This is a genomic window from Mesorhizobium sp. B2-5-3, assembly GCF_006441005.1.
Taxonomy (GTDB): Bacteria; Pseudomonadota; Alphaproteobacteria; order Rhizobiales; family Rhizobiaceae; genus Mesorhizobium.
Genome location: NZ_VFUS01000016.1, coordinates 88,343 through 111,709 on the forward strand (window position 1 = coordinate 88,343; position 23,367 = coordinate 111,709).

Below are 23,367 nucleotides of genomic sequence, written 5' to 3' on the forward strand. Positions count from 1 at the left end.
CTGCCGCCGAAGGCGGCCGTTGCCGGGGCACCGGGTGAGGCCGACGCGCGCCCTTCGACGATGGCAGTAAGGTCTATCTGGAAATTCCTGTGCCGCATCGATCAGGGCGAGGCACCCCCGCTCTTCATCATCGGGCGGGCGGAGGCAGCCAGCGACAAAGCGGCGCCTGATCCTGGGCTGCAGATCACGCTCGCGCATCAACCGCCTGACCTTCTTGGGGCTGACGACGATGCCGCGCTGCCGCAGCGCCGCCTGCATGCGGCGATAGCCGTAAGCTTCGAAGCTGTCGGAGATTTGACCCATCGTCTCGACGAGCGCTGTGTCATCCACGGCGGTGTCGGGCTGATCGTAGTAGGTTGATCGCGCACCATCAGCCGGCAATCCTGCTTGTTCAATTTGTCCGGTCCCAGGGGCGAACTCCAGATGGAAGGCGAATTTCCGCAGTCTTGGGTGCGATTCAGTCAGCTCGTGACATTCGTGAACGCGCGCAGAAAAGAGACCGTTTATTCTCGCGGCATCCCGAAACCGTCGCGAATTTTCCTTAACGGGTACCGCTTTTGACGATCTATCTACTCGCCATCCAGGGGCATAGATTGCAGGAACAGGAGATACTCTCGGATCCGCCACTCTGCGTGGGCGGCTCTACGCACGGGCGAGATCATTTTGGGTCACTTAGTCAGGGTGCAGCGTGGGCTATTGCGTGAGTTTTCGAACCCCAAGTCGGCCAGGGGCGAAAGGAAAATACGCTATGGGCTGTGGCACAAAGAGAATGGATCGGCCACCTAAGAAGGCCGGGCGAGGGCCGTCCAGTGTGCGTGGCCCAAAATGTTAGTGAGCCGGACAACGGCCGTTTAGCAGTACATGCAGAGCTCAGAGGCCGGGTGACAGTGAAGGGAAGTGGCCGCACCAAGGGGAGTTGTTCTACGAGCAACTCACAATGTCCTACTCACGCATTCGTGGCTGTCATTATCCCTGCCTACAACGCAGAACAATTTATCGAACGCACCTTGGCGTCGGTGATAAACCAGACATACAGAAACATCGAAATAATAGTCGTTGACGACGGTTCGATTGATGAAACTGCATCAATTGTCCGCCGACTATCCAATGACGATCCGCGTATCAAGTTGCTACAACAGAAGAACAGTGGCGTCGCGTCGGCGCGGAATACGGGGATACGTGCAAGCAAAGGCATCTATATAGCTCCTATAGACGCCGACGATCTCTGGCATCCAACCAAACTCGAAAAGCAGCTGCGTGTTTTCGCTGCAGCAGGCAATGATGTTGGGCTTGTCTATACGCTTTACCGGACGATTGATGCCGATGATAAGGCGATCATTACGCCTAAGCGCATGCACCCGCACGGATGGGTATTCATGCAGCATCTCGGACAGAACTTTATCGGTCACGGAAGTTCGGCAATGTTCCGGCGCGATGTCTTACTCGAAATGGGTGGCTATTCCTCGCGACTGCGCGAAAACGGTGCGGAGGGTTGTGAGGACTTCTTCCTCCAATTGAGTATCGCCTCGAAATACCGATTCGATGTCGTCAAGGAGCACTTGGTCGGATACCGCCGAACGCCAGGAGCCATGTCGCAAGATTTCGTCCGAATGCTCATCTCGCGTCGGATGGTGCTCGAGAGCCTCTTTGCTCGCTGCAGCGAGATGGTGAGCCCGATCCTATCGGATGTGATGTTCCGTAACGATGTCGAGATCGCCAGGCTCGGGCTTAAAAGGCGCCGCTTTGCTGCCGTCGGCATGAACTTCGCCAGAGTGCTCTGGCGATCGCCCTCGCAGTTCGCGAAAGTCGTCGGTGCGACGCTTGCCATTTTCCGGCGCAAGGCGAAGCAAGGAACCAAACTGGAACGCGAAGGCCGCGGCTCGGGGATCGGGAAACCGTTCTGGGACTACGCTGTCGATGAGCTTTTCGATCGCGGCGAGAATACCGATTACCGTGCCTTGCTCAACAATCTGGCTGCAATGGACAGCAAACTTGGACCCTGCGGAGGCTATTTGGCGCAGCATCCCGAACGAGGAACCTTTGCAATGCCCCAAGAAGGCAGCGGCTCAGACAGCCCGTTTCTCCTTAGAGGCTTGGAATGAAGAAGCTGCTGCTGTCGGAAGAGCAGATGTCGTCGGGCCGCAATTTGGCTCAGAGGGCAGAATGCACTTTTGAGCGGACAGTGAATGAACCGACGGTCAGTGTGACCGTGCTCATTGTCACCTACAATCACGCTCGCTACGTAGCGGCAGCGATCGACAGCGTTCTCATGCAAGATACGGAATCCGGTGTCGAGATCCTGATCAGCGAAGATTTTTCGACGGACGGTACCCGGGAGATCGTGGAGCGGTATGTATCCGATTATCCCGAAAGACTATCGGCGATCTATTCTGGCAGCAATTTGAGATCCAACGAGGTCGTTGCGAGAGGACTCCGGGTTGCGCGCGGGCGCTATGTCTCGATCCTTGATGGCGACGACCTGTGGACATCCAAGACCAAGCTGCGAGATCAGGTGGCCCATCTTGACGCGCATCCTGAGCTCTCGGCCATATTTTACAATGCGCTCGTGGCGCACGGCGACGAGATCACGTCGCGGCGGTGGACGCCACGGGATCAGAAGCCCTTAATCACACAAAGGGAAATTTGGGAAGGCAATCCCTTCGCCACTTGCGGCGGTATGATGCGAACCGCGTGCGTTCGGGATGTACCGTCTTGGTATGCAGATTTCTTTCCGATTACTGATTGGCCGCTGTATGTGCATTGCGCAAAGACAGCAGACCTCGCCTTTGTCGACGAGGTGGCAGGTATCTATCGTCTGCACCCGGGTGGGCTTGTATCGGCGCTGCCAAGCCCGCTCAGGCTTGATGCGATCGAGGGATTCTACCGGCGAATGGCGAATGTCATGGATGCCCGTGGGGCACAGTTTGCCCGTGGCGGCTGTTCCCGCTACTTTTACGAATGGTCGAAGCAGTATCTGAACGGAGGTGACTTGCCGTCGGCCAGATCGTGCTTCCTACGATTGCTGCGAAGCGGCACTGGCGGAAACAACGTGCCGAAACGCGATATCGCGCGGTTGGCACTGCTCCTGCTGAAATCCTCGGTGCTCGGGAGATGACGGCTTTCCGCAACTTCGAGAATCGCGATCCGGTCCCGTCATTGCCACAGGCGGCTGTTCGTCCGAAGTGGTCGGTGATGATCCCCGTCTATAATAGCGCCCGCTTTCTTGCCTCAACGCTGCAAAGCGTGCTCGCGCAAGCCCCTGACCCGGCTCATATGCAGATCGAAGTGGTTGACGATTGTTCGTCCGACGATCCGCAAAAAGTCGTGAACGAAATCGGGGGAAGGCGTGTCGGCTTTTTCCGCCAGCCGCAAAACCTCGGCCACATCGGCAACTTCCATACCTGTCTGAGCCGAGCCCAGGGGGAACTTGTCCATCTCCTGCACGGCGACGATGCCGTCCGACCAGAATTTTACGAATTGCTCGGTCGGGGTTTCGATGCGGATCCGAGAGTAGGAGCGGCGTTCTGCCGGACGGTCTTCATGGACGCCCACGGACAGCAGTTGTCGATCGAACCTGCAATGCAGTCAATCTCCGGAAGGCTTGAGAATGCGGTGGTCCGATTGGCGCTCGAACAGCGCATCATGACGCCGTCCATCGCGGTCCGACGCGCGGTCTACGAAGAACTCGGCGGCTTCGACCGGCGGCTGAAATGCAGCGAAGACTGGGAGATGTGGATACGCATCGCTTCTCGTTTTCCTGTCTGGTACGAACCGCAAGCCCTTGCGCTTTATCGGATGCACCCGCAATCGAACACAGGGCGCCATATCCGGAATGCCGCGGACATGGCCTACACGCGAATGGCGATTGATATTTTCAAGAGCTATCTTCCAAGCGAACTCGCGGACGATGTCGCCGCATCGGCTCGGCGGACTTATTCGCAAAGCGCTCTCGAAACCGGACGGCGGCTGCTTAGCTCTGGTGATTGGGCTGGATGCCTCGCGCAAATGAGTGAAGCCTTCCACCTCGATCCGTCGCTCAAGACAATTGGACGTATGCTGTGGCTCGTTGCGAAGCAGGGAGGCGAGATTGTCCGCCCAAATTGAAACTGTGCAACGGCAGCCGGCACGGCTGCGGCAAGGTGAGCCTGTCCGTCTCGTTTTGGCCGGATGTGGCGCCGTCACGAAGCTCTACTATGCGGAAGCGCTGTCGCGCCTTCAAGGCAGAGGCCAGATCGCAGTCGCAGCCATCTTTGATCCCGAAGCGAAATCCGCCGCGGTCGTACAGGCGCGGCTGCCCGGAGCGAAGGTTGCAGCCAGTTTCGACGGCCTTCTGGCTGTGGGCGCCGATGTGGCGATCATCGCTTCCCCGCCTCGATACCATCTTGATCAGTCGATGCAGGCGTTGCGGGCCGGCATGCATGTTCTGTGCGAGAAGCCGATGGCCACGAGCAGCTCCGACGCAGACCTTATCCTGGCGGTAGCGGCAGCCAACAATCTACATGTGGCAACAGGCCTCGTCAGAAGGCAGTTCCCTGCCACCCGATCGATAAAGGCCATGGTCGAGGGCGGATTGATCGGAAAAATTCAAGGTGTCTGTTGTTTTGAGGGTGGCCCTTTCCAGTGGCCTGTCGCTTCGACGAGCTATTTCAGCCGCGCGGAATCCGGCGGTGGCGTGCTTCAGGACATAGGCACGCATTGCCTTGACCTCCTGACCTGGTGGTTCGGAGAGCCCCATGAAATCCACTACGCCGATGACGCAATGGGCGGCGTCGAGGCGAACTGCCTTGTCCGGTTAGGTTTTGGCGGCTTCGAGGCAACGGTCCGGCTGAGCCGTGATTGGGCTCGTCCGAACCTTTACCGTCTTGAGGGCGAACGTGGCTCGATTTCTTGGGCAGTCAATGAGACGGAGCTTGTAGAGATCGCCTTGAAAGGATGCCGCACGGCAGCCACCGCCTCCTTCACCAACACCGACGACCGGTCGCGCGATTTCGTCGACGCGTTCTGCGATCAGATTTCGGACTTGGTCGACACGGTCCGAAATGGAACCCTCCTTTCCGGGTCAGCCACAGCGGGGCGCAACGTGCTCAAGCGAATCGAGGAATGCTATGCCAGACGGAAACGGCTGGACATGCCTTGGCTCGGAGCAGAAGACTTTCGCCACGTCATTGCTTCCGCCGAGACCAGACAATGACCGGCACTGTTGCCGTGCTTGGCGCCAACGGCTTCATAGGTTGCCGGACAGTGGAGTTGCTGCATCTTTCCGGCTGGGCTGAGGTGAGGCCGATCGTTCGCAGGCCGAGTGCTTTCGCCAGCCTGTCCCGCTTTGCGATCGATGGAAGGGTGGCGGACGCGCATGACGTTCCGGCTCTTACTGCGGCCCTTCTTGGCTGTCAGTCCGTTGTTCATGCAGTTGCCGGTGATAGTCGCACGATCGTCGATGCCGTCGAGCCTGTCTATCTTGCCGCCGCCGCTGCGGGCGTCGTTCGCCTGGTCTACCTCAGTAGCGCATCCGTTCATGGCCAATCGCCGCTGCCCGGAACGGACGAAACGAGCGCGCTGCACGACGGCCAGACGGTCGAGTACAACAATGCCAAGGTTCGTGCTGAACGTCGTCTCGGGGAATTGTCACGGGACGGTGCAGTCCAGGTGGTGGTGCTGCGGCCCGGAATTGTCTTTGGCCCGCGCTCCAGCTGGACGGGGGGCTTCGCCAACGATCTCCTCGACGGCTCTGCCTATCTGGTGGATGGCGGCCATGGCATCTGCAACAGCGCTTATGTCGACAATGTCGTTCATGCGATCAAGCTTGCCATCGAAGTGCCCGAGGCGGCTGGGCGAACTTATCTGGTCGGGGACCGCGAAAGGATAAGTTGGGCAGATCTTTGCCGCCCGATAGCCGAGGCATTGGGCTTCGACCTGGCTGCGATTTCGGTTTCCGCGCCATTGTCATTCGCGCCGAACTGGACACAATGGCTGAGAGATGGCGACCTTTACCGGCGGCTTGTCCGAAGCCTCCCGAGACCCGTTCGTAGCGGACTAAAGGTAGGCTATGCCGAGTGGCGGAAATCAGGGCTCGATCAGAGGCCGCCTATGGCTCCAAAGATCAAGGTATCTGAAGAACGTGCGCTGTTGCACCGGTGTCGGGTGAAACTCCCGTCGGCTAAGGCCGAGCGCGAGCTCGGATACCAGCCGGTGGTCGGCTTCGAGGAGGCATGTCGGCGCTCAGTCGCATGGCTAACCTTTGCCGGCTACCCGACTGCGCAGAGCCAAGTGGGCGAAAGATGACCGTCAGACCCGCCGCAGCCTGTGTCTCGGTTGTCATTACGACCTATAACCATGCTCGATTTCTCGCGGAAGCGATCGACAGTGTCCGGAACCAGAGCGTGCGGCCCGATGAGATCATCGTTGTGGACGATGGTTCGTTGGACAATCCCGAAAATGTTGTTCGCCGGTATGTCGACGTCCACTACATCCGCCAAGAAAACCAGGGTTTAGCCGCTGCCCGCAATACGGGAATGAAGGCAGCACGTGGCGAATTCATCGCGTTCCTGGATGCCGATGACAGGCTGCGCCCGACGGCGCTCGCTACCAATCTTGCTTTGTTCCATGACAGTCCGGATTGCGCCTTTGTCTATGGAGCCTATTGCTACATCGATGAGGCCGGCGCAGTCAGGAATTCAGTTCCGCTGAGGCCGGTGGGAGAGGACCCGTATGCCGGATTCTTGACCGGCAACCTGATTGGAATGCATGCGACAGTGCTCTATCGGCGTAGCACATTGGAGGCTGCTGGCGGATTTGACCGATCCCTGCGGGCTTGCGAGGATTACGACGTCTACCTTCGCCTGTCTCGGGCAAACAAGGCCGCATGCACCCCGGAGTGTCTCGCAGATTACCGCAGGCACGCAACGAATATGTCCAACAGCAATCCGATGATGTTGCGCGCGGCGCTCAAAGTCCTTGGCCGGCAGAGGAATCTTGCGCGGACCAATCCAGACTGGACGGCCGCCTACCATCAGGGCGTCGAAAATTGGAAACGCTATTATGCGCACATGCAACTGGGACAGCTTAGTACAGCGGTTCGATCCCGTTCTTCGCTCGGCGGTCAGCTCCTGAACACCATTGCCGTTTCGCTCGCAGCGCCATTGCAGACCACCATGATGCTGCGGCAGCGTTTCAAGGGCTGGTCAAGTCGGCGCCGATCGGGCGTCCGGTTCGGTGACCTCAGCCGCCCGCTGCCCTTCAGTACAAATTTCGGTTTTGATCGCGGCAAGCCAGTGGACCGCCGCTATGTCGAGACTTTCCTCGCATCATGTTCGCTGAACATATCCGGCAGGGTTCTGGAGATCGGGGACAACGCCTATACGACCCGCTTCGGAGGCAGTCGAGTTGCCAGGAGCGACGTTCTAAACCGATATGAAGGCCACCCGCTGACGACCTTCGTTGGCGATCTGGCCAACGGCGACGACCTGCCGCTCGAGACATTTGACTGCATCGTGCTCACCCAGACCCTGCACCTCCTTTTCAACATGCCTGTCGCGGTTGCAACCCTATGGCGGATGCTGAAACCGGGAGGCGTGCTTCTGGTCACGGTCCCTTGGGTAAGCCCGATTGACCGAGGAGAATGGGGCGAGAGCTGGTTCTGGTCGATAACCCCGGCGGCGCTGGGCCGGCTTCTCTCAGACAGGTTCGGGGTGGAGAATGTCGAAGTCCGCCACTATGGAAACGCCTATTCGGCTACCGGGTTTCTCTATGGCTTGGCGGAGCATGAGCTGAATTCGGCAATGCTCGATGTGCATGACCCATGTTGCCCGGTGATTGTCGCCGCGCGCGCTTTCAGGCGACGAGCGGCGTGACAGTGCGTCAAGCTCTTAGCAAGCTCCTGCGACGGGGCCGATTGCTTGCCGGTTACAACCGGCCGCTCGTGCTGATGTATCATCGCGTCGGAGAACCACGCGTCGATCCTTGGGAACTCTCGGTCTCGCCACAAAATTTCGCACGCCAAATCGAAATCCTGACAAAGGCGCGCGATATTGTTCCCCTGCAATGGCTGGCACAACGGCTTCGGGACGGAAAGCCAGCGAGAAATGCCGCGGCAGTTACCTTTGACGACGGTTATGCGGATGTCGTGCAAAATGCCGTGCCGGTCATGCTACGCATGAACGCTCCTGTGACCGTCTTCGTCACTACCCACGCGCTCAGCGACCCCTCAGTGTTCTGGTGGGATATTCTGTCGCGCATCACTTTGGAAACGCCTGCTCTCCCGGAGAGGCTCGCGATCCAGATCGCAGGCCGAAACTATGATTGGCTCGTGACGGAGGACGCCACGCGCGCGAAATCGAATCTCGTCATCAGCCGCACGGCGCTCCATTTCGGCTTGCACGCACTGCTGAAGCCGTTGAGAGTACACGAACGGAGGAGGGCGCTGCAGCAGCTGGCAAGATGGGCAGGAACCGACGCCAGCCCCCGAAGGCGTGACCGCGCCATGACTCATTCGGAGCTGCGGCATCTCGCCGACACCGATGGCGTTTCGATCGGTGCCCACACCTGCACGCATCCATCCCTGCCGTTGCTGAAACGGGACAGTCTTGAACGCGAGATCTCTGCTAGCCGTCAACAATGCGAAGAGATTACAGGGCGGAGGGTGGCGGGATTCGCATACCCCTTCGGAGACTTCGACGACAGCACCGCCGAAGCGGTAAGATCTGCTGGCATGGACTATGCAGTAACCACCCTGCCGCGTGAAGCTGGGCTCAGGGTCGACCCTTTCCGACTGCCGCGGGTCACGGTCGCTGATTGGGGTGAGATAGAGTTCCGGCGCGCGGTCCTTTGCCATGGCTGACCATGCATGCCGAGAACCGCGCGTCACGGGAATCATCGTCGTGTTCAACGGCGAGAAATATCTCCGAGAAGCTATTGACAGCGTTGTAGGTCAAAGCTTCACCGACTGGGAACTCCTCGTCGTCGACGATGGCTCGACGGACCGGTCATCTGTCATCGTGCGCGACTATGCGCAGCGCTTGCCAGGCAAGGTGCGACTACTCTCCCATCCCGATAACGGCAATCATGGTATCAGCGCGTCGCGCAACCGCGGGCTGGCCGAGGCGCGGGGCGCCTATGTCGCGTTTCTCGATGCAGACGATACATGGCTGCCCGAAAAGCTGTCCGAACAAGTCTGCATCATGGAAAACGATCCGGCGCTCGGTCTAATCTACGGCCGGACGTTGATCTGGCATAGCTGGGCAAAGCTTGCTGGTCGTGCGGACTACTATTACCCGCTCGGAGTCGAACCGAACGCCCGATACGATCCGCCCGTGCTGCTGGAACTGCTGCTGCAGAACCAAGCCCAGACGCCGACAACTTGCAACGCCCTGATGCGTTCAAGTTTGTTGGCAACGCTCGGGGGATTCGAGAACAGCTTTCGCCTGATGTTCGAAGACCAGACATTCTTTGCGAAGGCGCTCGCATTCGCGCCCGTCTACGTGTCCGGCCAGACCTGGGCGAGATACCGCCAGCACGTCGAAAGCTGCTCTGCCGCTTCTGCCAGGGCAGGCGCTGACGAAGCCGCGCGTATCACGTTTCTCAGATGGCTGAATGGGGTGATGGCGGATCAGGGCGCCTCCTTCCGCATTCGTTCCGCAATCTGGAAAGTGCTCGCGCGCGAAACCTGGAAGACGAGCAAGCGAAGCATCGTAAGACGGCTGCAGCGATGACTTCCGTGCCGCGGGTGACGATCATAACCCCCTTCCTCAATGCGGCGTCAAATCTGGGTGAAGCGATCGCCAGCGTCCGGGCCCAGACGATTGCAGATTGGGAGCTCTTGCTGGTTGACGACAATTCGACGGACGACAGTATCAGGATCGCCAATGATGCCGCGGCAATCGATCCTCGAATTAAGGTGCTGCGCAGGCCTCCCGGATCCAAGCGTGGCGCCGCGGCAGCGAGAAACGCCGGAATAGCGGCCAGCTGCGGCGATTTGCTTGCCTTCCTGGATGCAGATGATTTGTACGAGCCGCATATGCTGCAGACGGTCCTGGCGGCAGCCGATGCCAACCCGGATGCCGCAATGATTTTCGGGCCGACCAAATGGTGGTACCCGGATGGAGCGCGCTCCGACTGGGTCGAGCCGACGGATGGACTTGCCGCACGCTTACATCAGCCCCCCCGGCTTTTGGGTCGGCTGCTGCTGATGCAGGACGGCCACGTTCCGTGTACCTGTTCCGTGCTCTTGCGGAGAAGCGCGGTTGGCACGGTTGGTGGCTTTGAGGAGCACTTTGAGCTCTATGAAGACCAGGCTCTGTGGGCGAAGCTGTTCCTGCGATTCCCAGCCTTTATCACTCCTGTAACTCTCGCACGTTACCGGCAGCATTCCAGTTCGGCCTCGGCGATTGCCACTCAGCGAGGGCTCTACGATCGGATGGGGAAACACCCCGCCCGCGCCGCTTTTCTGGACTGGATCGCGGAGCATATGATGGAAAGTGGAACGCGGGATTTCCGCCTCCAATTGGCGCTGCGGCTGGCACGCGCGCCCTATGTCACGCCTGCAACGATCGGAAGCAAAGCCGAACGGCTTGCCCTGAAGATCATGATGTGGACAGCAAAGCAGCGGCGCAGGATTCGGCGACAGCTTGCGCACGTGGCTAGGTGAAAACAGGCGTCACTTCCTGACCACCCATCGATGCGGGAAGCTGACATTGCCAAAGCCAGGCTGGGCGCTGACCGGTCGATCGTCGAGCAAACCGGGCATGACATCGAACACAGCGGCCGTCTCGACATGGTCTTCGACCACCCTGTCGTCCGCCACCAGCGCTACGTCAATCCTGTAGCGCCCTGGTCTCAGCATAAGGCTGTCCACATGTACCGTGTAGACTTCGCCGTGACGGTCATGCAGGGAATGCTCCCGGCTATCAAATGAGGTCACAGGATCCCCGAGATCATCAATGATAGTCACAAGGCACTGCAATGTTTCGCGCGGCCCATCAACCTGAAGCCGAAAAGTTGCCGGCTGCCCGGACGCGACGGGACCCATTTCATTGAAAACTTCGATGCCGACCACACGGAGGCGGCCGCGCCCGGTGCGCGTGGATCGCACAATCAGATCGGTTCCTGCGCGGGCCTCAAGCGTCTGGAGATAATCCCGGACCACGTCCTGAGTCGGACCGTCCGCCTGGATCATCCCGCCGTCGATAAGGATTGCGCGGGTGCAAAGTCGCTGCAGAACCGGCATCTGGTGACTGACGATCAGCACGGTGCGGCCTGTCCCGGCGATGCTCGCTGCCTTGGCGATGCATTTCTTCTGGAACGTGGCATCGCCGACGGCCAAGACCTCATCGACCACCAGAATGTCGGGATTGACGTGGGCGGCAATCGCGAAGGCCAGACGCAAGTACATGCCGCTTGAGTATCGTTTGACAGGCGTATCGAGAAACGGCTCGACCCCGGAGAAATCCACGATCTCGTCAAGCTTGGAATTGATCTCGATGCGCCGCATGCCGAGTATGGCCCCGTTGAGATAAATGTTCTCACGGCCGGTCAGTTCGGCATGGAACCCCGTGCCGACCTCCAGCAAAGCTCCCAGCCGTCCATGTATCGTCGCGCGGCCGGAAGTCGGCTCCACGATCTTCGCCAGTATCTTGAGAATGGTGCTCTTTCCTGCACCGTTGGGACCGATCACGGCAAGGACTTCGCCTGCGTGCACCTCGAAGGAGACGTTTTTCAACGCCCAGAACGGCTCGTCCGCACCTTTGCGGTGGCTTGTATCGGCCTCCCCGCGAAGACCCCGCCTTTTGCTGGCGAGCGCGTCTCGCAGCGTGGGGAAGCTGTTGTTCGCCACACCAAGTCTATACGCCTTGGAGAGATTGGCAGCCTGGATCACGATGTCGGTCATCACTCAGATCAGGTCCGGAAACGCGCGTTCGGATTTTGAGAAGATAGTCAGTCCGGCAACGAGAAGGGCTAGCGAGGAGAGCGTTGATATCGAGATCATGAGCCAGTCCGCAGGCGTGCCCAGCACGCTCCAGCGGATGGCCTCGACTGTCCCAACCATTGGGTTCAGACTATAAAGCGGCCGCCACAATTGAGGGACGAGATTGGCTGGGTACACGATCGGGGTCATGAACAGAAGTATCTGAAGGCTGAACGGCAACAGATAGCCCACATCGCGAAAGCGAACGTTGATCGCCGACAATGCCACGCCCACTCCAGTCGCTGACGCAGCCATTACGAGCACGAACAGCGGCAAGAAGACTGCTTGTGGTGCCGGCCAGCTTCCGAATGCCAGCATGGCGGCGAACAAAAGAGCGAAGCCGACGAGCATATCGGTCAGGCATGAGGCCATCGTGGAGATGGGAATGATCAGACGCGGGAAATAGACGCGTTTCACCAGTTCCTGGTTTCTGACGAGGCTGCCCGTCATGCTGGCGACGGCTCGCGAAAAAAAACTCCATGGCACAAGCCCACACAGAACAAATAGCGGGTATGGCGCGCCGTTGGACGAAATGCCTGCGAGCTTGCCGAAGAAGATGCTGAAGACCGACATAGCAACGAGCGGCTGCAGCATTGCCCAAAGGATGCCCAGATAAGTCTGCCGGTATTTGACCTTGAAATCACGCCAGGCCAGGAAGAACACAACTTCCCGATATCGCCAAAGCTCGGAAGGTTCGAACAGTCCTCGCTTGCGGGACGGATCGATGATTGTCACGACAGCTGATTGCGCGCCTGTCCGATCTGACACGATGATGGCGTCCGCCTCCCTTGACAGCCCCATTGAGGCCTACATTTCCGCGCAGTGCAATCAGCACTTTTGATGGTGCCTGCCGTTCCACGAACCTCACCATTCGAGAGCGCAAGCAGCCGCCCTTAATGCTCGACCAGATCCTCCGGGGGCGCGAGATCGCGCCACATATCCCCGTTGTTCGATAAGAAGGAGGGCATTTCTCGCACACGGACTTTACGTTCGATCCGGATGCGAACGAACACCTGCCCGGGCCGTCTGAGTTTCTACCGCTACTCTCCCACCTGTGCTGGGTTTGTCGAGGATACATTTCCCATTGAACTTGTGGTGATGTTATGCCCATCGAAGATAGTCAGGCTACAGAAATCTGTCGTTTTTACAGTGTAGTGTATGCACTGCACCGCTGGTGACAGGGTCCTTAAGATGTGCCATTGTCCAATGGGGTGGTACTATTTGCGCGGATTAGGGTTGTTCGGGCGATGCGCGTTGCGCGAACCATCATTGCGTGGAGGGAGTGACATCTCATTGGAAATTCAGACGGCTTGACGAGTCAGCGTTCATAGCTCCTGAGCAAGCTGCAAAGCTTTGGGTCGGAAATGAAAAGTGTTCTTGTCGCGGGAGCAGCCGGGTTCATCGGATCCCACCTGGTTGATCGACTGTTGTTAAGGCAAGAAATCAATCGAATTGTTGCTGTTGACAATTTCTGGACTGGTACGCGTGCCAATCTGGATCATATCGCCGACCCTCGCTTGGTCGTGATAGATGTGGCTGTTGAAGATTTTCAGCAGGGGAGCCTTTTTGACGAGATCTATCATCTCGCCTCGCCTGCTTCGCCTCCCTGGTATATGCAAGATCCGGTACGAACCATCTCGGCCAACGTAATAGGAACTATGCGGCTTCTGACCCTTCTTCGCGCCGGGGGCCGCTTCTGTTTCACGTCCACGTCTGAGGTTTACGGCGATCCGCTGGTAACGCCGCAACCGGAAACTTATAGGGGCTCCGTTGATTGCACCGGGCCGCGTTCATCGTATGACGAAGGTAAGCGTTGCGCCGAGGCCCTGCTTTTTGAGAGTAACCGATTGAGCGGGCTCGACATTCGAGTTGCAAGATTGTTCAACGTCTACGGACCTAGGACACGACCTGACGATGGACGTGCAGTATCAAATTTCATCACGAATGCGCTGTTCGGCAAACCTATAATCGTTTTTGGCGACGGCTTGCAGTCGCGGAGTTGGGGATACGTCAGCGATATCGTGGACGGCCTAGAACAATTCTTCTGGGGGAAGGAGCATGGTTATATTGGTCCCCTGAACATCGGAAACGATCGTGAGATTTCCGTTGTCGATGTTGCCCGTTACGTCGCTGGCTTGGTGCCAGGCACCAAAATCGTGCATGTTGATCCGATTCCCCAAGATCCGACGAACCGCTGTCCGGACTTAACCCTAGCGCGGAGGATCATCCCCGGCTGGGCCTGTCAAATACCTCTTGAAGAGGGTGTGCGCCTCACCCTGGACTGGTTTCGCCGCCAGCAACAGAACGACTTGTCCAGTGTCTCCTCGGACTCGATGGTTGCCGCATCGGTGTGAGTGGGATCCGCCCCGATAAAATGTGACCGAAAAAGGGGAGAAATGTGCTCGCCGCAATCCGGATTCTTCGACCAACGTCGCGGTATGCTCAACCGGCCAGTTCGATGCTGTGAACGCGCGCTTCCGCGCATCGTTCAGGGCCCACCGAAGGCGACATACAAGTGCGGAAGGCTCCTCCGCGGCAATGCATGCTCCCCCAGCAACTCCTCCAACGCGTGGTCGGCAACCTTATGGGTGTTCGAGCGGCGCGGATGGCCTCGGCGACGATTCCAGTTCGTGATGGTCACTCACATCTTGCGCTGGCAGGTAACAAAGCCCGTACGATCGGAAGGCTGGGCGATCAGAGGCAGTGGCATGTCTTGATCAGGAAGATTACTCCCACGGAGTAAGGCAGGGCTAAAAGCCCCAAGGCGATCCAGAAGCCGGGTTCGGCCATTGCGGCGAGATCTGACAGAAGTTGCTTCATGTCGCCTCAGTCCTCGCCCCTGATCGCTCCGCATCGATCCACAAGGAAAGAGCCCGCTCTTGAGGGAGGGGGAAGCGGGCTCTTGGCTGGGGGCTTATGGCCCAGCAGCACGGCGGACTTGAATTTGTACTGCGCCGGCTGCTGTCCAAACCGTAATCGGGCAGCTTTGTTCCCCGTCGTCGGCTATGGTCCTGGGCGCAGCCCGTAGTCCCGCCGAGGCGGCGGTCTATCTCAAAGCATAGAGATAGGCGGCGATGTCACGCGCTTGCTGCTCGGTGATGCCGGTGGAGGGCATGGCGGTGTGCGGATTAATGTCCCTTGCTGACCGTATCCAGCGGATCATGTTCTCCGGATTGTTAGCCAGCACACCGCCAACATAGATCCTGTCAGATAGACTGGCGTCCAGGCGTGGGCCGACGTGGCCTACCGCACCGGGTACACCGGTGATGGTGTGGCAGCCGGCGCAGCCATTCGCCAGCATGATCGGTATTGCACGTGCACCGACGCCGCCGGTAGCGGCATCCGCCTCTTGCTGCACCCGACGGGCTTGGTCGGCCCACAATGCGAGCGCGCCGCCCGCGACGACCAGCAGAATGCACACGGCAATGATCAATTTAGATGGGCCAGGGCGCATGCGCGACCTTCCTGGTTCCGCTCGTCGTTATCCAGAGGCCGGCCAGCAATAGCGCTGCCCCGCCATAGATAAGGCCGGCCGGGATCCACATAACGAGCCCGGCAAGCTGCTGGTCCTCGATCGGGCTTAAATTCCACACTGCCGCCCCGGCAGCATTCTCCGGGTACCAGAGCTTCGGCGATAGAAGAAGCAGGACACCGAGCAGGCCGGTGTGCAGGGAGGTGAAGAAAAGATGCATCACGGCATTTCCATAGGCCTGCTGTTGGCTTGGGCGCGGCAGCAACGCCCACCAGAAGAGCAGGCCTGTGCCGAGGAAGCTCGCATGTTGGGCATAATGCAGCACGCCATGCTCGAGCGCTGCCTCAAACAGGACCGGAATGTGCCACACCCATATCGCGATCCCGTGAACAATCGTTGCGGTGACAGGCCGGCTCGCAAAGGTCCAGAGCGCTCGCAGCGATTTGCCATGCCCGACCGTGCCCAGGGCACGCCGGAACGTTACGGGAAATGCCCACAGCAGAGCAGGGGCGGGGCAGGCGATGACCAGCAACGGCGCCGCCACCGCCATCAGAAACTCGTGTTCGATCATGTGCGCGACAAACAGCCGCTCGCCGAGAGCATGAATCGGACTGACCAACGCTGCCGTCAGTACGCTCCAGCCGGCGGCAAACAGCAGCGCCTGACGCATCCGTAGCGGACGGCCGCGAGTGCTGCGGCGCCACAGCCGCATCGCACCGGCCATGTAGATGAGCGCGACGGCCGTCAGCGGGACCGTGATGGGAAGCGCAAGTGTCCATCCGGCCTCGGGCGCGTCGGAGCCATAGCAGATCGAGGTGGAGAAGAGCGTGGCCAGGTTCATCGCAGACACTCGTCCAGGATAAGTGCGGCGCTTCCCTGCATGATGATGACCAGTGCAAACAGGAGAGCCGCCAGCATGCCGAGATCGGCGACAAAATGCTCGGTACCGCGCGTGCGTTCTGCTTTGAAAGCAGCGCCGCCTTGCCGCTTTGCCTGCCAGGACAGAGCACCGCCCAGAAGCGAGAACAAGGCGAGCAGCAACGCTAAGGGAAGCACGACCGGCACCTGGTGATTGCATTGCCAGGGAACCAGCGAGTAGTTCAGTTGCGTCGAGACCGCCCAAGCCAACGGGCCCGACAAAAGCCCACCCCAAGAAGTTCCCAACCGGACCGCGCGCATGTCAGCCGAGCCTCGGTACCCAGTAGATCAGCAGATAGATCGGAAGCCAGGTTGCGACCACGAAATCCCAATAGAAAACATTGTCGCCGACGTCGCCGAAGCGTCGCCCGCTATAGCCATGGCGCGTGAACATCAGCACCGTCAGCACGATCGTATCGCCGACATCTGTTATCAGATGCGTGGTGTGGAGCCCGAGCAGCACCCAAAGCATCGAGCCGTAGGCGTTCGTATCCCAGTAAACGTTCAAGGCCGGAAACTCGAACCAGCGCACAAGGAGCGGGGCGAGGCCGAGCAGCGACATGACAACCAGTCCGATCCGCACCGGCACGATGGCGCATTGCTTGGCATAGCGATCGAGGATGTGGTTCGGCACCAGGCTGGCGATCAGCAGCAGCGTGACGATCGTTCCTGGCCAATGGTTCGGCTGCGGTGCACTCAACGGCCATTCAGGCCAAGAGACCGCCAGGTAGAGATAGGCGGCTGCGGCGAGCGCAAAGCCGGTGCCCTCCAGAGCCATGAAAGCGAGCGTGCCCCACCAGGTCGGGCTGCGCGGACCATGCCCAAAGGTGGGGAGACCGGAAACATCTGTGACGGGACGCTCGTTCATTCCTCGTCCTCCAGATCACCTTTTGGCCAGAACCAGCCGATCAAGGTGACGGCGATTGGCAGGGCGCCCCACACGATGGCCCAGGGGGTGAAGATCGAATAGAGAAACGTGCCGCCTACGGCGAACGCTGCAAAGAGCGGCCAGATCGACGGTGTCGCCGATTTCTCGCGAATGTCGGGATGCGCTTCAGCGACTGTCGAGACCAGCAGCTCGCGCGCGTCGACGCGAAGCCCGGTCGCTACGGGAAGAGCGTCGCGCTCGGCCCAGAGTGGCTCCGCGTTGGTGACGACCGGAATGCGCGCGAAATTATAGCTCGGCGGCGGCGAGGGCGTTGCCCATTCCAGGGTGCCGGCCTCCCAGGGATTGTTGCCTGCCGCTGCGCCTTTCAACGCGCCATGCACAAGATTGAAGGTGAACAGGACGAAACTCAGGAAGAAGACCACCGCGCCTGCTGTTATGAACAGGTTGATGTTCCCCCAGCCAAGCTCGGCCGGATAGGTGTAGACCCTTCGCGGCATGCCCCACAGCCCCACGATGTGCATCGGGAAAAAGGCGGCGTTGAAGCCAATGAAGGCCAGCCAGAAATGCAAGCGGCCCAGGCGCTCGCTCATCATGCGGCCGGTGATTTTAGGAAACCAGAAATAGGCCGCACCCAGCAGCGGGAATACCGATCCGCCGATCAGCACATAGTGGAAATGCGCGACGACGAAGTAGGTGTCGTGCACCTGCAGATCCAGCGGTACGGAGGCCAGCATGACGCCGGTGAGACCGCCGATGACGAAGATGAAGAAGAAGCCGAACACGAACAACATTGGCGTGCGGATCACCGGTCTGCCGTCCCACATCGTTGCCAGCCAGCAGAAGATCTGTACGCCGTTGGGAATAGCGATCATCATGCTGGAAGCGGTGAAGAAGCTGGCGCCGAGCTTGGGCAGGCCTGTCGCGAACATATGGTGGACCCACAGGCCGAAGGACAGGAAGCCGACCGCGATCAACGACAGAACCATGCCGAGATGGCCGAACACCGGTCGCCGGGCGAAAGCCGGGATGATCGAGGAGACCATGCCGGTCGCCGGCAGGAAGATGATGTAGACCTCGGGGTGACCGAAGAACCAGAACAGATGCTGGAACAGCAAGGCATCACCGCCTTCGGCCGGGTTGAAGATGTGTGTGCCGACCAGCCTGTCGAGGATCAGGAATGTCGAGGTGATCATCACCGCGGGCATTGCGAAGACGATGACAAAGGAGGTGACCAGCATCGCCCAGACGTATAGCGGGATCTTGTCCAGCGACATGCCGGGAGCACGCTGCTTCAAGATCGTGACGATCGTCGCCACTGCCACAGCCAATGAAGACACCTCGGTATAGGTAATCATCTGCGCCCAGACGTCGGCGCGCTTGCCAGGGGCGAATTCGGGACCGGACAGCGGCACATAGGCGAACCAGCCGACGTCCGGCGCCATGTTGAGAGCGAAAGACACCCAGGCGAACAGGCCGCCCGAGACATAGACCCAGTAACTGAACGCATTCAGCCGCGGAAACGCGATGTTGCGGGTGCCGACCATCAGCGGCACGAGATAAATGCCGGTCGCCTGCACGATCGGTACCGCGAACAGGAACATCATCGTGACGCCGTGCATGGTAAACAGCTGGTTGTAGAGGTCCGGCCCGATCAGCCCACGCTGTGGTCCCGAGAGCTGAACACGCATAGCCACTGCGTTGAGCCCGCCCAGACACAGAAAGACAAAGGCAGTGATCAGATAGCGCCTGGCGATCACCTTGTGGTCGACGCTCGACAGCGCGCCGATGATGCCCGGGGGCGTACGCCAGGTGCGCTCCAGCCACCGCTGGAGATCGGCTTGCTCCATACCGGTATCGCGCGGTCCGTCATGCTCGGGAGCGAGATCTCCCTTTGCTTGCGCCTCCGCCCGCAGGTCACGTCCGCTCGTCAGGTCGGCGCTGGTCATTTCAGCCCCTCGAGGTAGGCAATGATGGCATTGAGCTCGTCGCCATTGAGAGCCGTTACAGGCATGTGGGAGCCGGGCTTGATGCCTTGCGGGTCGGCGATCCAAGCGGCGAGATTGCCGCGGCTCATCGTCAGCGTTCCGGCTGCGAGAGTTTGCCGGCTGGCTATATGGGTAAGATCGGGCGCTACCGTGCCACCTGCGGGTGTGCCGCCGATCCTGTGGCACATCACGCAGGGCCGCTGGAGGAAAAGATCCGCGCCGGCCTTGGCTTCGGCATTGGTCGGAGCGGCGGCAGGCCGCAACTGGTCGTCCAGCCAGGCATCGAACTGCGGCCGCGGCTCGGCAATGATGAAGGTGCCCATGTTGGCGTGCTGCGCGCCGCAGAACTCAGCACATTGACCACGATAGACGCCTGGCTTGTCAGCCCTGATGTCCAGCACATTCATATGTCCGGGGATGAGGTCGAGCTTGCCGGCAAGGCTCGGCACCCAGAAGGAGTGGATTACGTCTGTTGAAGTCAAAAGAAGCCGAACCGGCTCGCCGGCCGGAATATGGATTTCGTTCGCCGTCGTCAGGATGCGGCTTGGCTGGGCATTCTCGTAGCGCACTTCCCACCACCATTGATGGCCGGTCACGCGGACCGTCAGCGCCTCATCCGAGCCGATCCCGGCAAGCGTCCTGTTGGCGAAAAAGCTCAACAGGGTCAGCCCAATTAGGATCGCCGCAGTCACCCCAACCGCGGTCAAGACCACGCGCATTTTGCGATGTTCGGAAGCGAGGTCGAGCACGAGCGGATCTTTTCCTGTTCGAACTCGCTGGAACAGGGTGGCGACCAGCACGACCATCACCAGCATCCACACGGCCGCGCACAGGGCAGTGAAAAACCAGATCAGCCAGGCGAGCTCGCCCGCGGCCGGGCCTTTCGGATCGAGAGCGGACTGCCAGCCGCTGCAACCTGAAAGCGCCAGGAGAGCGGCTGCGCAACTCGCTTTGGGAAAAAATCGTTTCACGGCGATTTCCCCAGCGTCGCGGCATCGGGGAGGCGATTTTCCGACGGATGGACCATCATGTCGTCGTTACGCTGTGGTGCGGCGGAGGAGGGGGCGTTGCCGCTCAGCGAACGTACGAAGGCTGCAAGCTCCCAAATCTGATCATCGGGTATCTTGTTTCGGAAGCTAGGCATGCCGTTAGGCCGCCCGTCCCGGATAGTTGCGTGGATACTCTCGATCGAGCTGCCGTAAACCCACTTCTCATCCATCAGCGCCGGTCCCATGCCGCCGCCGCCATTGGCATGGCACCCCGAGCAATTGAACCAGCTGAACAGGCGCTTGCCCTCGCTAAGATGAAAGGCGTTGGCCTCGAAGCTGGCCGCCTTGTTGTCGCTCGGGAGCGGCCTTTGGCCGCCTGGCTCCAGCGCAGTCACCGGCGTTGGCTGTTGGCCGGACCCAAGGGCCGATTGCGGACGTGTGTCGCGCTCTTCCCGCTGGCAAGCGGCAAGGGCCAGCATCGCCGACAAGAGCACGGTGAGGTTCCGCCTCATCGGTCCGCGCTCCCGCCGGTATCAAGGCGCGGCACACCGTATCGGGCCAGGGTCGCGTCGATCTCAGCCTTGTGCTTGGCAAGGGCTGCATCCACTTCGTCGCGCAGCCCGTCGTCCCCGCGTCGGACGCCCATGGAGATGTCGTAGACCATTGGCAATTGAGGCCCGTCGATTCGAGGTGTCACGGGCGTGATGCGCAGCGGTGTCTTCTGCTTGGCGGCGAAATAACCAGCGAGCGGGCCCCAGACGACGGCAACATCGATCTCGCCGCTGGCCACCGCCTCGACAATGCGCGCGGGCGGGTTGGGAGCCGAATAGTCGCCATAGACTGGATAGCCGACGAGATGACCGACAATGCCGCGGCGGCCGAGTGCCTGGGCCGGTGGGGAGTTGGCCCCGTCATCGCCGATGAGCTGCACGCCGATGCGTAGAGTGCGCAGGCGTGGATCGTTGAAAGACGTGATCTCGGGACTGTCCCGCCGCGTCACGAAGACATAGGTCGAGCGGTAATAGGGAGCGGTGGCGCGGAGAATTTCGAGATTGGCGGGAGTGCCAGGTATGAGATCGCACAGGCCTGCCTTGAGCGTGTTGCGAACGAAACCGCGGCGTTGGGCCCACCAGGTATAGGAAAGTCTTGCATCCAGCTCTTTGGCGATGATCTGGGCAATCTTGTTTTCGAAGCCCTGTCCAGCGGCGTTGGAAAACGGCATGTTGTTAGGGTCGGCACATACCTTGAGTTCACGTGCGTCGGCGGCAACCGCGAAGAGCAGCGAGGCAAACGCTACCACCGCGGCCACAAGACGCCCGTTCGCCTCGCGTCTTCGAACTGCCTTCAACTCGAAAGCATCAGGGGAGCCGGAACACATAGAGCGTGCCTCCCGCCGTGGTCGCGTTCTTCAGGTCTTTCATCGCATTGACGAAGCCGAGCGCGGCGGTAGCGTCGCGCGGGTCGAGGTCGCCCGATACGATCGCGCCGGCCCAACCGCCGACGCCCGACAGGATCGCGACGTATTGGTGCCCGTCGGGGCCGCGATAGGTGACCGGCTGGCCGATGATCCCGGACGAGGTCTTGAACTGCCAAAGCAATTCCCCTGTCCTTGCGCTCACAGCTTTGAACCAGCCCTCCATTGTGCCGTAGAACACGACATTGCCGGCGGTGGCGACCGCGCCACTCCACACCGGAAAATTCTCTTTCAGGTTCCAAGCTGGCTTTGCGGCCGCGATGTCCCAGGCGGTGAAAGCACCGCGGTTGCCACCCGGGCCCGGGATCATGCGCACATTCATGCCGACATAGGGAGTGCCGGCGATGTAGTTCACCTCGAGGCCCTCTTCGTCCATGCACAGATTGTTGTGTGGGATGTAGAGCAGTCCTGTCTTCGGCGAGAACGCAGATGGCTGCCAATCCTTGAGCCCGGATGCTGTCGGGCAGATATCCCGGATCACCCTGCCGGTGCCGGTCTTCTTGTCCGGGTTTTCGATCAGGCGCCCGGTTTTCAGATCGACGCCCTTGCTGGAATTGACGGCCCCATAGGGTGTCGCTGACAGGACTTCCCCGGTGGTCCGATCCAGAATGTAGAGATAGCCGTTGCGCTCCGGGCGGACGAGCACTTTGCGCGGCTTACCCTGCCAATTCATATCGAGCAGGATCTGCTCGTTGATGCCGTCGTAGTCGTGCAGGTCGTGCGGGCTCCATTGGTAGAACCATTTCGCGGCTCCGGTATCGGGATCGCGCGCGAAAATCCCAGAGGTCCATTTGTTGTCGCCGGGCCGAAGGTCCGGATTCCACGGCCCTGGATTGCCGGTCCCGTGATAGATCAAGTTGAGGTCCGGATCGTAAGAGATCCAGCCCCACATGTTGCCGCCGCCGATCTTCCAGGCTTCCGGCGGCCATGTGGTCACGCCAAGGTCCTTGCCCTTGTCCATGTCGTAATGCGGCTTGAAATCCGGCCCGATCAGCACGTCCTTGTCCGGTCCGGTGCCGTAAGCCGTCCAGACGACATGTCCGTCGCCCGCGTCCAGCGCCTTGACCCAGCCGCGCACACCCATCTCGCCGCCGGAATTGCCGACCAGCACTTTGCCCTTCACCACAAGCGGCGCCATGGTTATGGTCTCGCCGATGTTGATGTTGCCGACATGCGCGTTCCACACCGGTTGGCCAGTGGCAGCATCCAGCGCGATGGTGTGACCATCCAGCGTGTTGAAGAAGAGGCGCCCGTCGGCGAAGACCGCGCCGCGGTTGACGACGTCGCAGCAGGCAACGCCCTGCGCGGCAGGTTCAGGATTTGGCTCATATTTCCATTTCATCGGCGCGCCCGGCTTGGAAAGATCGAGCGCGTAGACGATGTTTGGAAAAGGGGTCACGATATACATCGTGTTGCCGACCACGAGTGGCGCCGCTTCCTGACCCTTGTTCACTCCGGTCGAAAAAGTGAAGGCAACTTGAAGGTTCCTGACATTGTCCTCGTTAATGTCCGCCAGTTCGCTGTAGCGCGTCGAGGCATAGTTCTTAGCCGGCATTGTCCATTGGCCGTCATCAGGTGGCGCGGCCGCGGCGGGCGGTGCGATGGATGGTGTCACCGCGGACTGCGCGGCCGCGGCGTTCAGCAATGAGCAGCTTGCGGCCAGCACCAGCCACTTCAACGG

General features: G+C 60.0%; 22 protein-coding genes. 11 read left to right on the forward strand and 11 right to left on the reverse strand.

Translation table 11 applies throughout. The features are described from left to right. Positions 1 to 60 precede the first annotated feature (60 nt). The 10 genes from FJ867_RS29190 (at position 61) to FJ867_RS26495 (ending at position 10,642) form a co-directional block, all read left to right on the forward strand. On the forward strand, positions 61 to 360 hold the full coding sequence (locus tag FJ867_RS29190; protein WP_246674991.1) for a hypothetical protein: 300 nt from the start codon (positions 61 to 63) through the stop codon (positions 358 to 360). 596 nt (positions 361 to 956) lie between these two features. After that, entirely contained in the window at positions 957 to 2,102 is a 1,146-nt protein-coding gene (locus FJ867_RS26455) for a glycosyltransferase family 2 protein (RefSeq protein WP_181168453.1), read from the forward strand. Beyond that, positions 2,099 to 3,115: a glycosyltransferase gene (locus FJ867_RS26460; protein WP_140517478.1), complete on the forward strand. Its 1,017-nt coding sequence runs from the start codon at positions 2,099 to 2,101 to the stop codon at positions 3,113 to 3,115. Before FJ867_RS26455 ends, FJ867_RS26460 begins: the two co-directional genes overlap by 4 nt. Next, positions 3,112 to 4,104, forward strand: coding sequence for a glycosyltransferase (locus tag FJ867_RS26465; protein WP_140818994.1), 993 nt, complete (start codon positions 3,112 to 3,114; stop codon positions 4,102 to 4,104). The genes FJ867_RS26460 and FJ867_RS26465 overlap by 4 nt, the downstream gene beginning before the upstream one ends. Continuing rightward, entirely contained in the window at positions 4,088 to 5,191 is a 1,104-nt protein-coding gene (locus tag FJ867_RS26470; protein ID WP_181165249.1) for a Gfo/Idh/MocA family oxidoreductase, read from the forward strand. Before FJ867_RS26465 ends, FJ867_RS26470 begins: the two co-directional genes overlap by 17 nt. After that, positions 5,188 to 6,282 carry an NAD-dependent epimerase/dehydratase family protein gene (locus FJ867_RS26475; RefSeq protein WP_181167683.1) on the forward strand — a complete coding sequence of 365 codons (1,095 nt, stop codon included), beginning with the start codon at positions 5,188 to 5,190 and terminating at the stop codon, positions 6,280 to 6,282. The genes FJ867_RS26470 and FJ867_RS26475 overlap by 4 nt, the downstream gene beginning before the upstream one ends. After that, positions 6,279 to 7,850 (forward strand): glycosyltransferase, encoded by a 1,572-nt coding sequence (locus FJ867_RS26480; protein ID WP_140517474.1) that lies wholly within the window; start codon positions 6,279 to 6,281, stop codon positions 7,848 to 7,850. The genes FJ867_RS26475 and FJ867_RS26480 overlap by 4 nt, the downstream gene beginning before the upstream one ends. Before the next feature lie 41 nt (positions 7,851 to 7,891). After that, the gene (locus tag FJ867_RS26485; protein WP_181165251.1) at positions 7,892 to 8,836 is read left to right on the forward strand and encodes a polysaccharide deacetylase family protein; all 945 of its coding nucleotides are present in this window, start codon (positions 7,892 to 7,894) and stop codon (positions 8,834 to 8,836) included. Beyond that, entirely contained in the window at positions 8,829 to 9,707 is an 879-nt protein-coding gene (locus tag FJ867_RS26490) for a glycosyltransferase (protein ID WP_140500663.1), read from the forward strand. Before FJ867_RS26485 ends, FJ867_RS26490 begins: the two co-directional genes overlap by 8 nt. Beyond that, complete coding sequence (locus tag FJ867_RS26495) at positions 9,704 to 10,642, forward strand: glycosyltransferase (RefSeq protein ID WP_181168454.1); 939 nt, start codon at positions 9,704 to 9,706, stop codon at positions 10,640 to 10,642. The genes FJ867_RS26490 and FJ867_RS26495 overlap by 4 nt, the downstream gene beginning before the upstream one ends. Before the next feature lie 9 nt (positions 10,643 to 10,651). Here FJ867_RS26495 and FJ867_RS26500 read toward each other — a convergent pair whose 3' ends face one another. Both FJ867_RS26500 and FJ867_RS26505 read right to left on the reverse strand, forming a co-directional pair. After that, positions 10,652 to 11,881 carry an ABC transporter ATP-binding protein gene (locus FJ867_RS26500; RefSeq protein WP_140584235.1) on the reverse strand — a complete coding sequence of 410 codons (1,230 nt, stop codon included), beginning with the start codon at positions 11,879 to 11,881 and terminating at the stop codon, positions 10,652 to 10,654. Between the two features lie 3 nt (positions 11,882 to 11,884). After that, on the reverse strand, positions 11,885 to 12,694 hold the full coding sequence (locus FJ867_RS26505) for an ABC transporter permease (protein ID WP_181168455.1): 810 nt from the start codon (positions 12,692 to 12,694) through the stop codon (positions 11,885 to 11,887). A gap of 629 nt (positions 12,695 to 13,323) precedes the next feature. Between FJ867_RS26505 and FJ867_RS26510 the strand changes: the two genes are divergently transcribed. Further along, complete coding sequence (locus tag FJ867_RS26510; RefSeq protein ID WP_140558719.1) at positions 13,324 to 14,313, forward strand: NAD-dependent epimerase/dehydratase family protein; 990 nt, start codon at positions 13,324 to 13,326, stop codon at positions 14,311 to 14,313. Positions 14,314 to 15,005: 692 nt separating this feature from the next. On the opposite strand, the gene FJ867_RS26515 is transcribed toward FJ867_RS26510, so the two are convergent. From FJ867_RS26515 to FJ867_RS26555, 9 genes are read right to left on the reverse strand one after another with little or no spacing between them, the layout of a single operon-like run. Further along, positions 15,006 to 15,392: a c-type cytochrome gene (locus tag FJ867_RS26515; RefSeq protein WP_224684686.1), complete on the reverse strand. Its 387-nt coding sequence runs from the start codon at positions 15,390 to 15,392 to the stop codon at positions 15,006 to 15,008. A gap of 1 nt (position 15,393) precedes the next feature. Next, positions 15,394 to 16,272 carry a cytochrome c oxidase assembly protein gene (locus tag FJ867_RS26520; protein WP_140584237.1) on the reverse strand — a complete coding sequence of 293 codons (879 nt, stop codon included), beginning with the start codon at positions 16,270 to 16,272 and terminating at the stop codon, positions 15,394 to 15,396. Beyond that, on the reverse strand, positions 16,269 to 16,571 hold the full coding sequence (locus FJ867_RS26525) for a hypothetical protein (RefSeq protein ID WP_224656132.1): 303 nt from the start codon (positions 16,569 to 16,571) through the stop codon (positions 16,269 to 16,271). The genes FJ867_RS26520 and FJ867_RS26525 overlap by 4 nt, the downstream gene beginning before the upstream one ends. A gap of 40 nt (positions 16,572 to 16,611) precedes the next feature. Further along, complete coding sequence (locus FJ867_RS26530) at positions 16,612 to 17,217, reverse strand: cytochrome c oxidase subunit 3 (RefSeq protein ID WP_140500655.1); 606 nt, start codon at positions 17,215 to 17,217, stop codon at positions 16,612 to 16,614. Continuing rightward, on the reverse strand, positions 17,214 to 19,184 hold the full coding sequence (gene ctaD / locus FJ867_RS26535; protein WP_140818995.1) for a cytochrome c oxidase subunit I: 1,971 nt from the start codon (positions 19,182 to 19,184) through the stop codon (positions 17,214 to 17,216). Before ctaD ends, FJ867_RS26530 begins: the two co-directional genes overlap by 4 nt. Then, entirely contained in the window at positions 19,181 to 20,194 is a 1,014-nt protein-coding gene (coxB, locus tag FJ867_RS26540; RefSeq protein ID WP_140584239.1) for a cytochrome c oxidase subunit II, read from the reverse strand. The genes ctaD and coxB overlap by 4 nt, the downstream gene beginning before the upstream one ends. Beyond that, entirely contained in the window at positions 20,191 to 20,724 is a 534-nt protein-coding gene (locus FJ867_RS26545; RefSeq protein ID WP_140500652.1) for a c-type cytochrome, read from the reverse strand. The genes coxB and FJ867_RS26545 overlap by 4 nt, the downstream gene beginning before the upstream one ends. After that, positions 20,721 to 21,521 (reverse strand): substrate-binding domain-containing protein, encoded by an 801-nt coding sequence (locus FJ867_RS26550; RefSeq protein WP_224655851.1) that lies wholly within the window; start codon positions 21,519 to 21,521, stop codon positions 20,721 to 20,723. Before FJ867_RS26550 ends, FJ867_RS26545 begins: the two co-directional genes overlap by 4 nt. A gap of 49 nt (positions 21,522 to 21,570) precedes the next feature. Then, the gene (locus FJ867_RS26555; RefSeq protein WP_224647516.1) at positions 21,571 to 23,331 is read right to left on the reverse strand and encodes a methanol/ethanol family PQQ-dependent dehydrogenase; all 1,761 of its coding nucleotides are present in this window, start codon (positions 23,329 to 23,331) and stop codon (positions 21,571 to 21,573) included. Positions 23,332 to 23,367 lie beyond the last annotated feature (36 nt).

Excerpts from the sequence above, each read along its gene's own strand:
- FJ867_RS29190 (WP_246674991.1), top strand. The coding sequence starts at position 61 with ATGGCAGTAAGGTCTATCTGGAAATTCCTGTGCCGCATCGATCAGGGC.
- FJ867_RS26460 (WP_140517478.1), top strand. The coding sequence starts at position 2,099 with ATGAAGAAGCTGCTGCTGTCGGAAGAGCAGATGTCGTCGGGCCGCAAT.
- FJ867_RS26465 (WP_140818994.1), top strand. The coding sequence starts at position 3,112 with ATGACGGCTTTCCGCAACTTCGAGAATCGCGATCCGGTCCCGTCATTG.
- FJ867_RS26475 (WP_181167683.1), top strand. The coding sequence starts at position 5,188 with ATGACCGGCACTGTTGCCGTGCTTGGCGCCAACGGCTTCATAGGTTGC.
- FJ867_RS26480 (WP_140517474.1), top strand. The coding sequence starts at position 6,279 with ATGACCGTCAGACCCGCCGCAGCCTGTGTCTCGGTTGTCATTACGACC.
- FJ867_RS26490 (WP_140500663.1), top strand. The coding sequence starts at position 8,829 with ATGGCTGACCATGCATGCCGAGAACCGCGCGTCACGGGAATCATCGTC.
- FJ867_RS26495 (WP_181168454.1), top strand. The coding sequence starts at position 9,704 with ATGACTTCCGTGCCGCGGGTGACGATCATAACCCCCTTCCTCAATGCG.
- FJ867_RS26500 (WP_140584235.1), bottom strand. The coding sequence starts at position 11,881 with ATGACCGACATCGTGATCCAGGCTGCCAATCTCTCCAAGGCGTATAGA.
- FJ867_RS26510 (WP_140558719.1), top strand. The coding sequence starts at position 13,324 with ATGAAAAGTGTTCTTGTCGCGGGAGCAGCCGGGTTCATCGGATCCCAC.
- FJ867_RS26520 (WP_140584237.1), bottom strand. The coding sequence starts at position 16,272 with ATGAACCTGGCCACGCTCTTCTCCACCTCGATCTGCTATGGCTCCGAC.
- FJ867_RS26530 (WP_140500655.1), bottom strand. The coding sequence starts at position 17,217 with ATGAACGAGCGTCCCGTCACAGATGTTTCCGGTCTCCCCACCTTTGGG.
- ctaD (WP_140818995.1), bottom strand. The coding sequence starts at position 19,184 with ATGACCAGCGCCGACCTGACGAGCGGACGTGACCTGCGGGCGGAGGCG.
- FJ867_RS26545 (WP_140500652.1), bottom strand. The coding sequence starts at position 20,724 with ATGAGGCGGAACCTCACCGTGCTCTTGTCGGCGATGCTGGCCCTTGCC.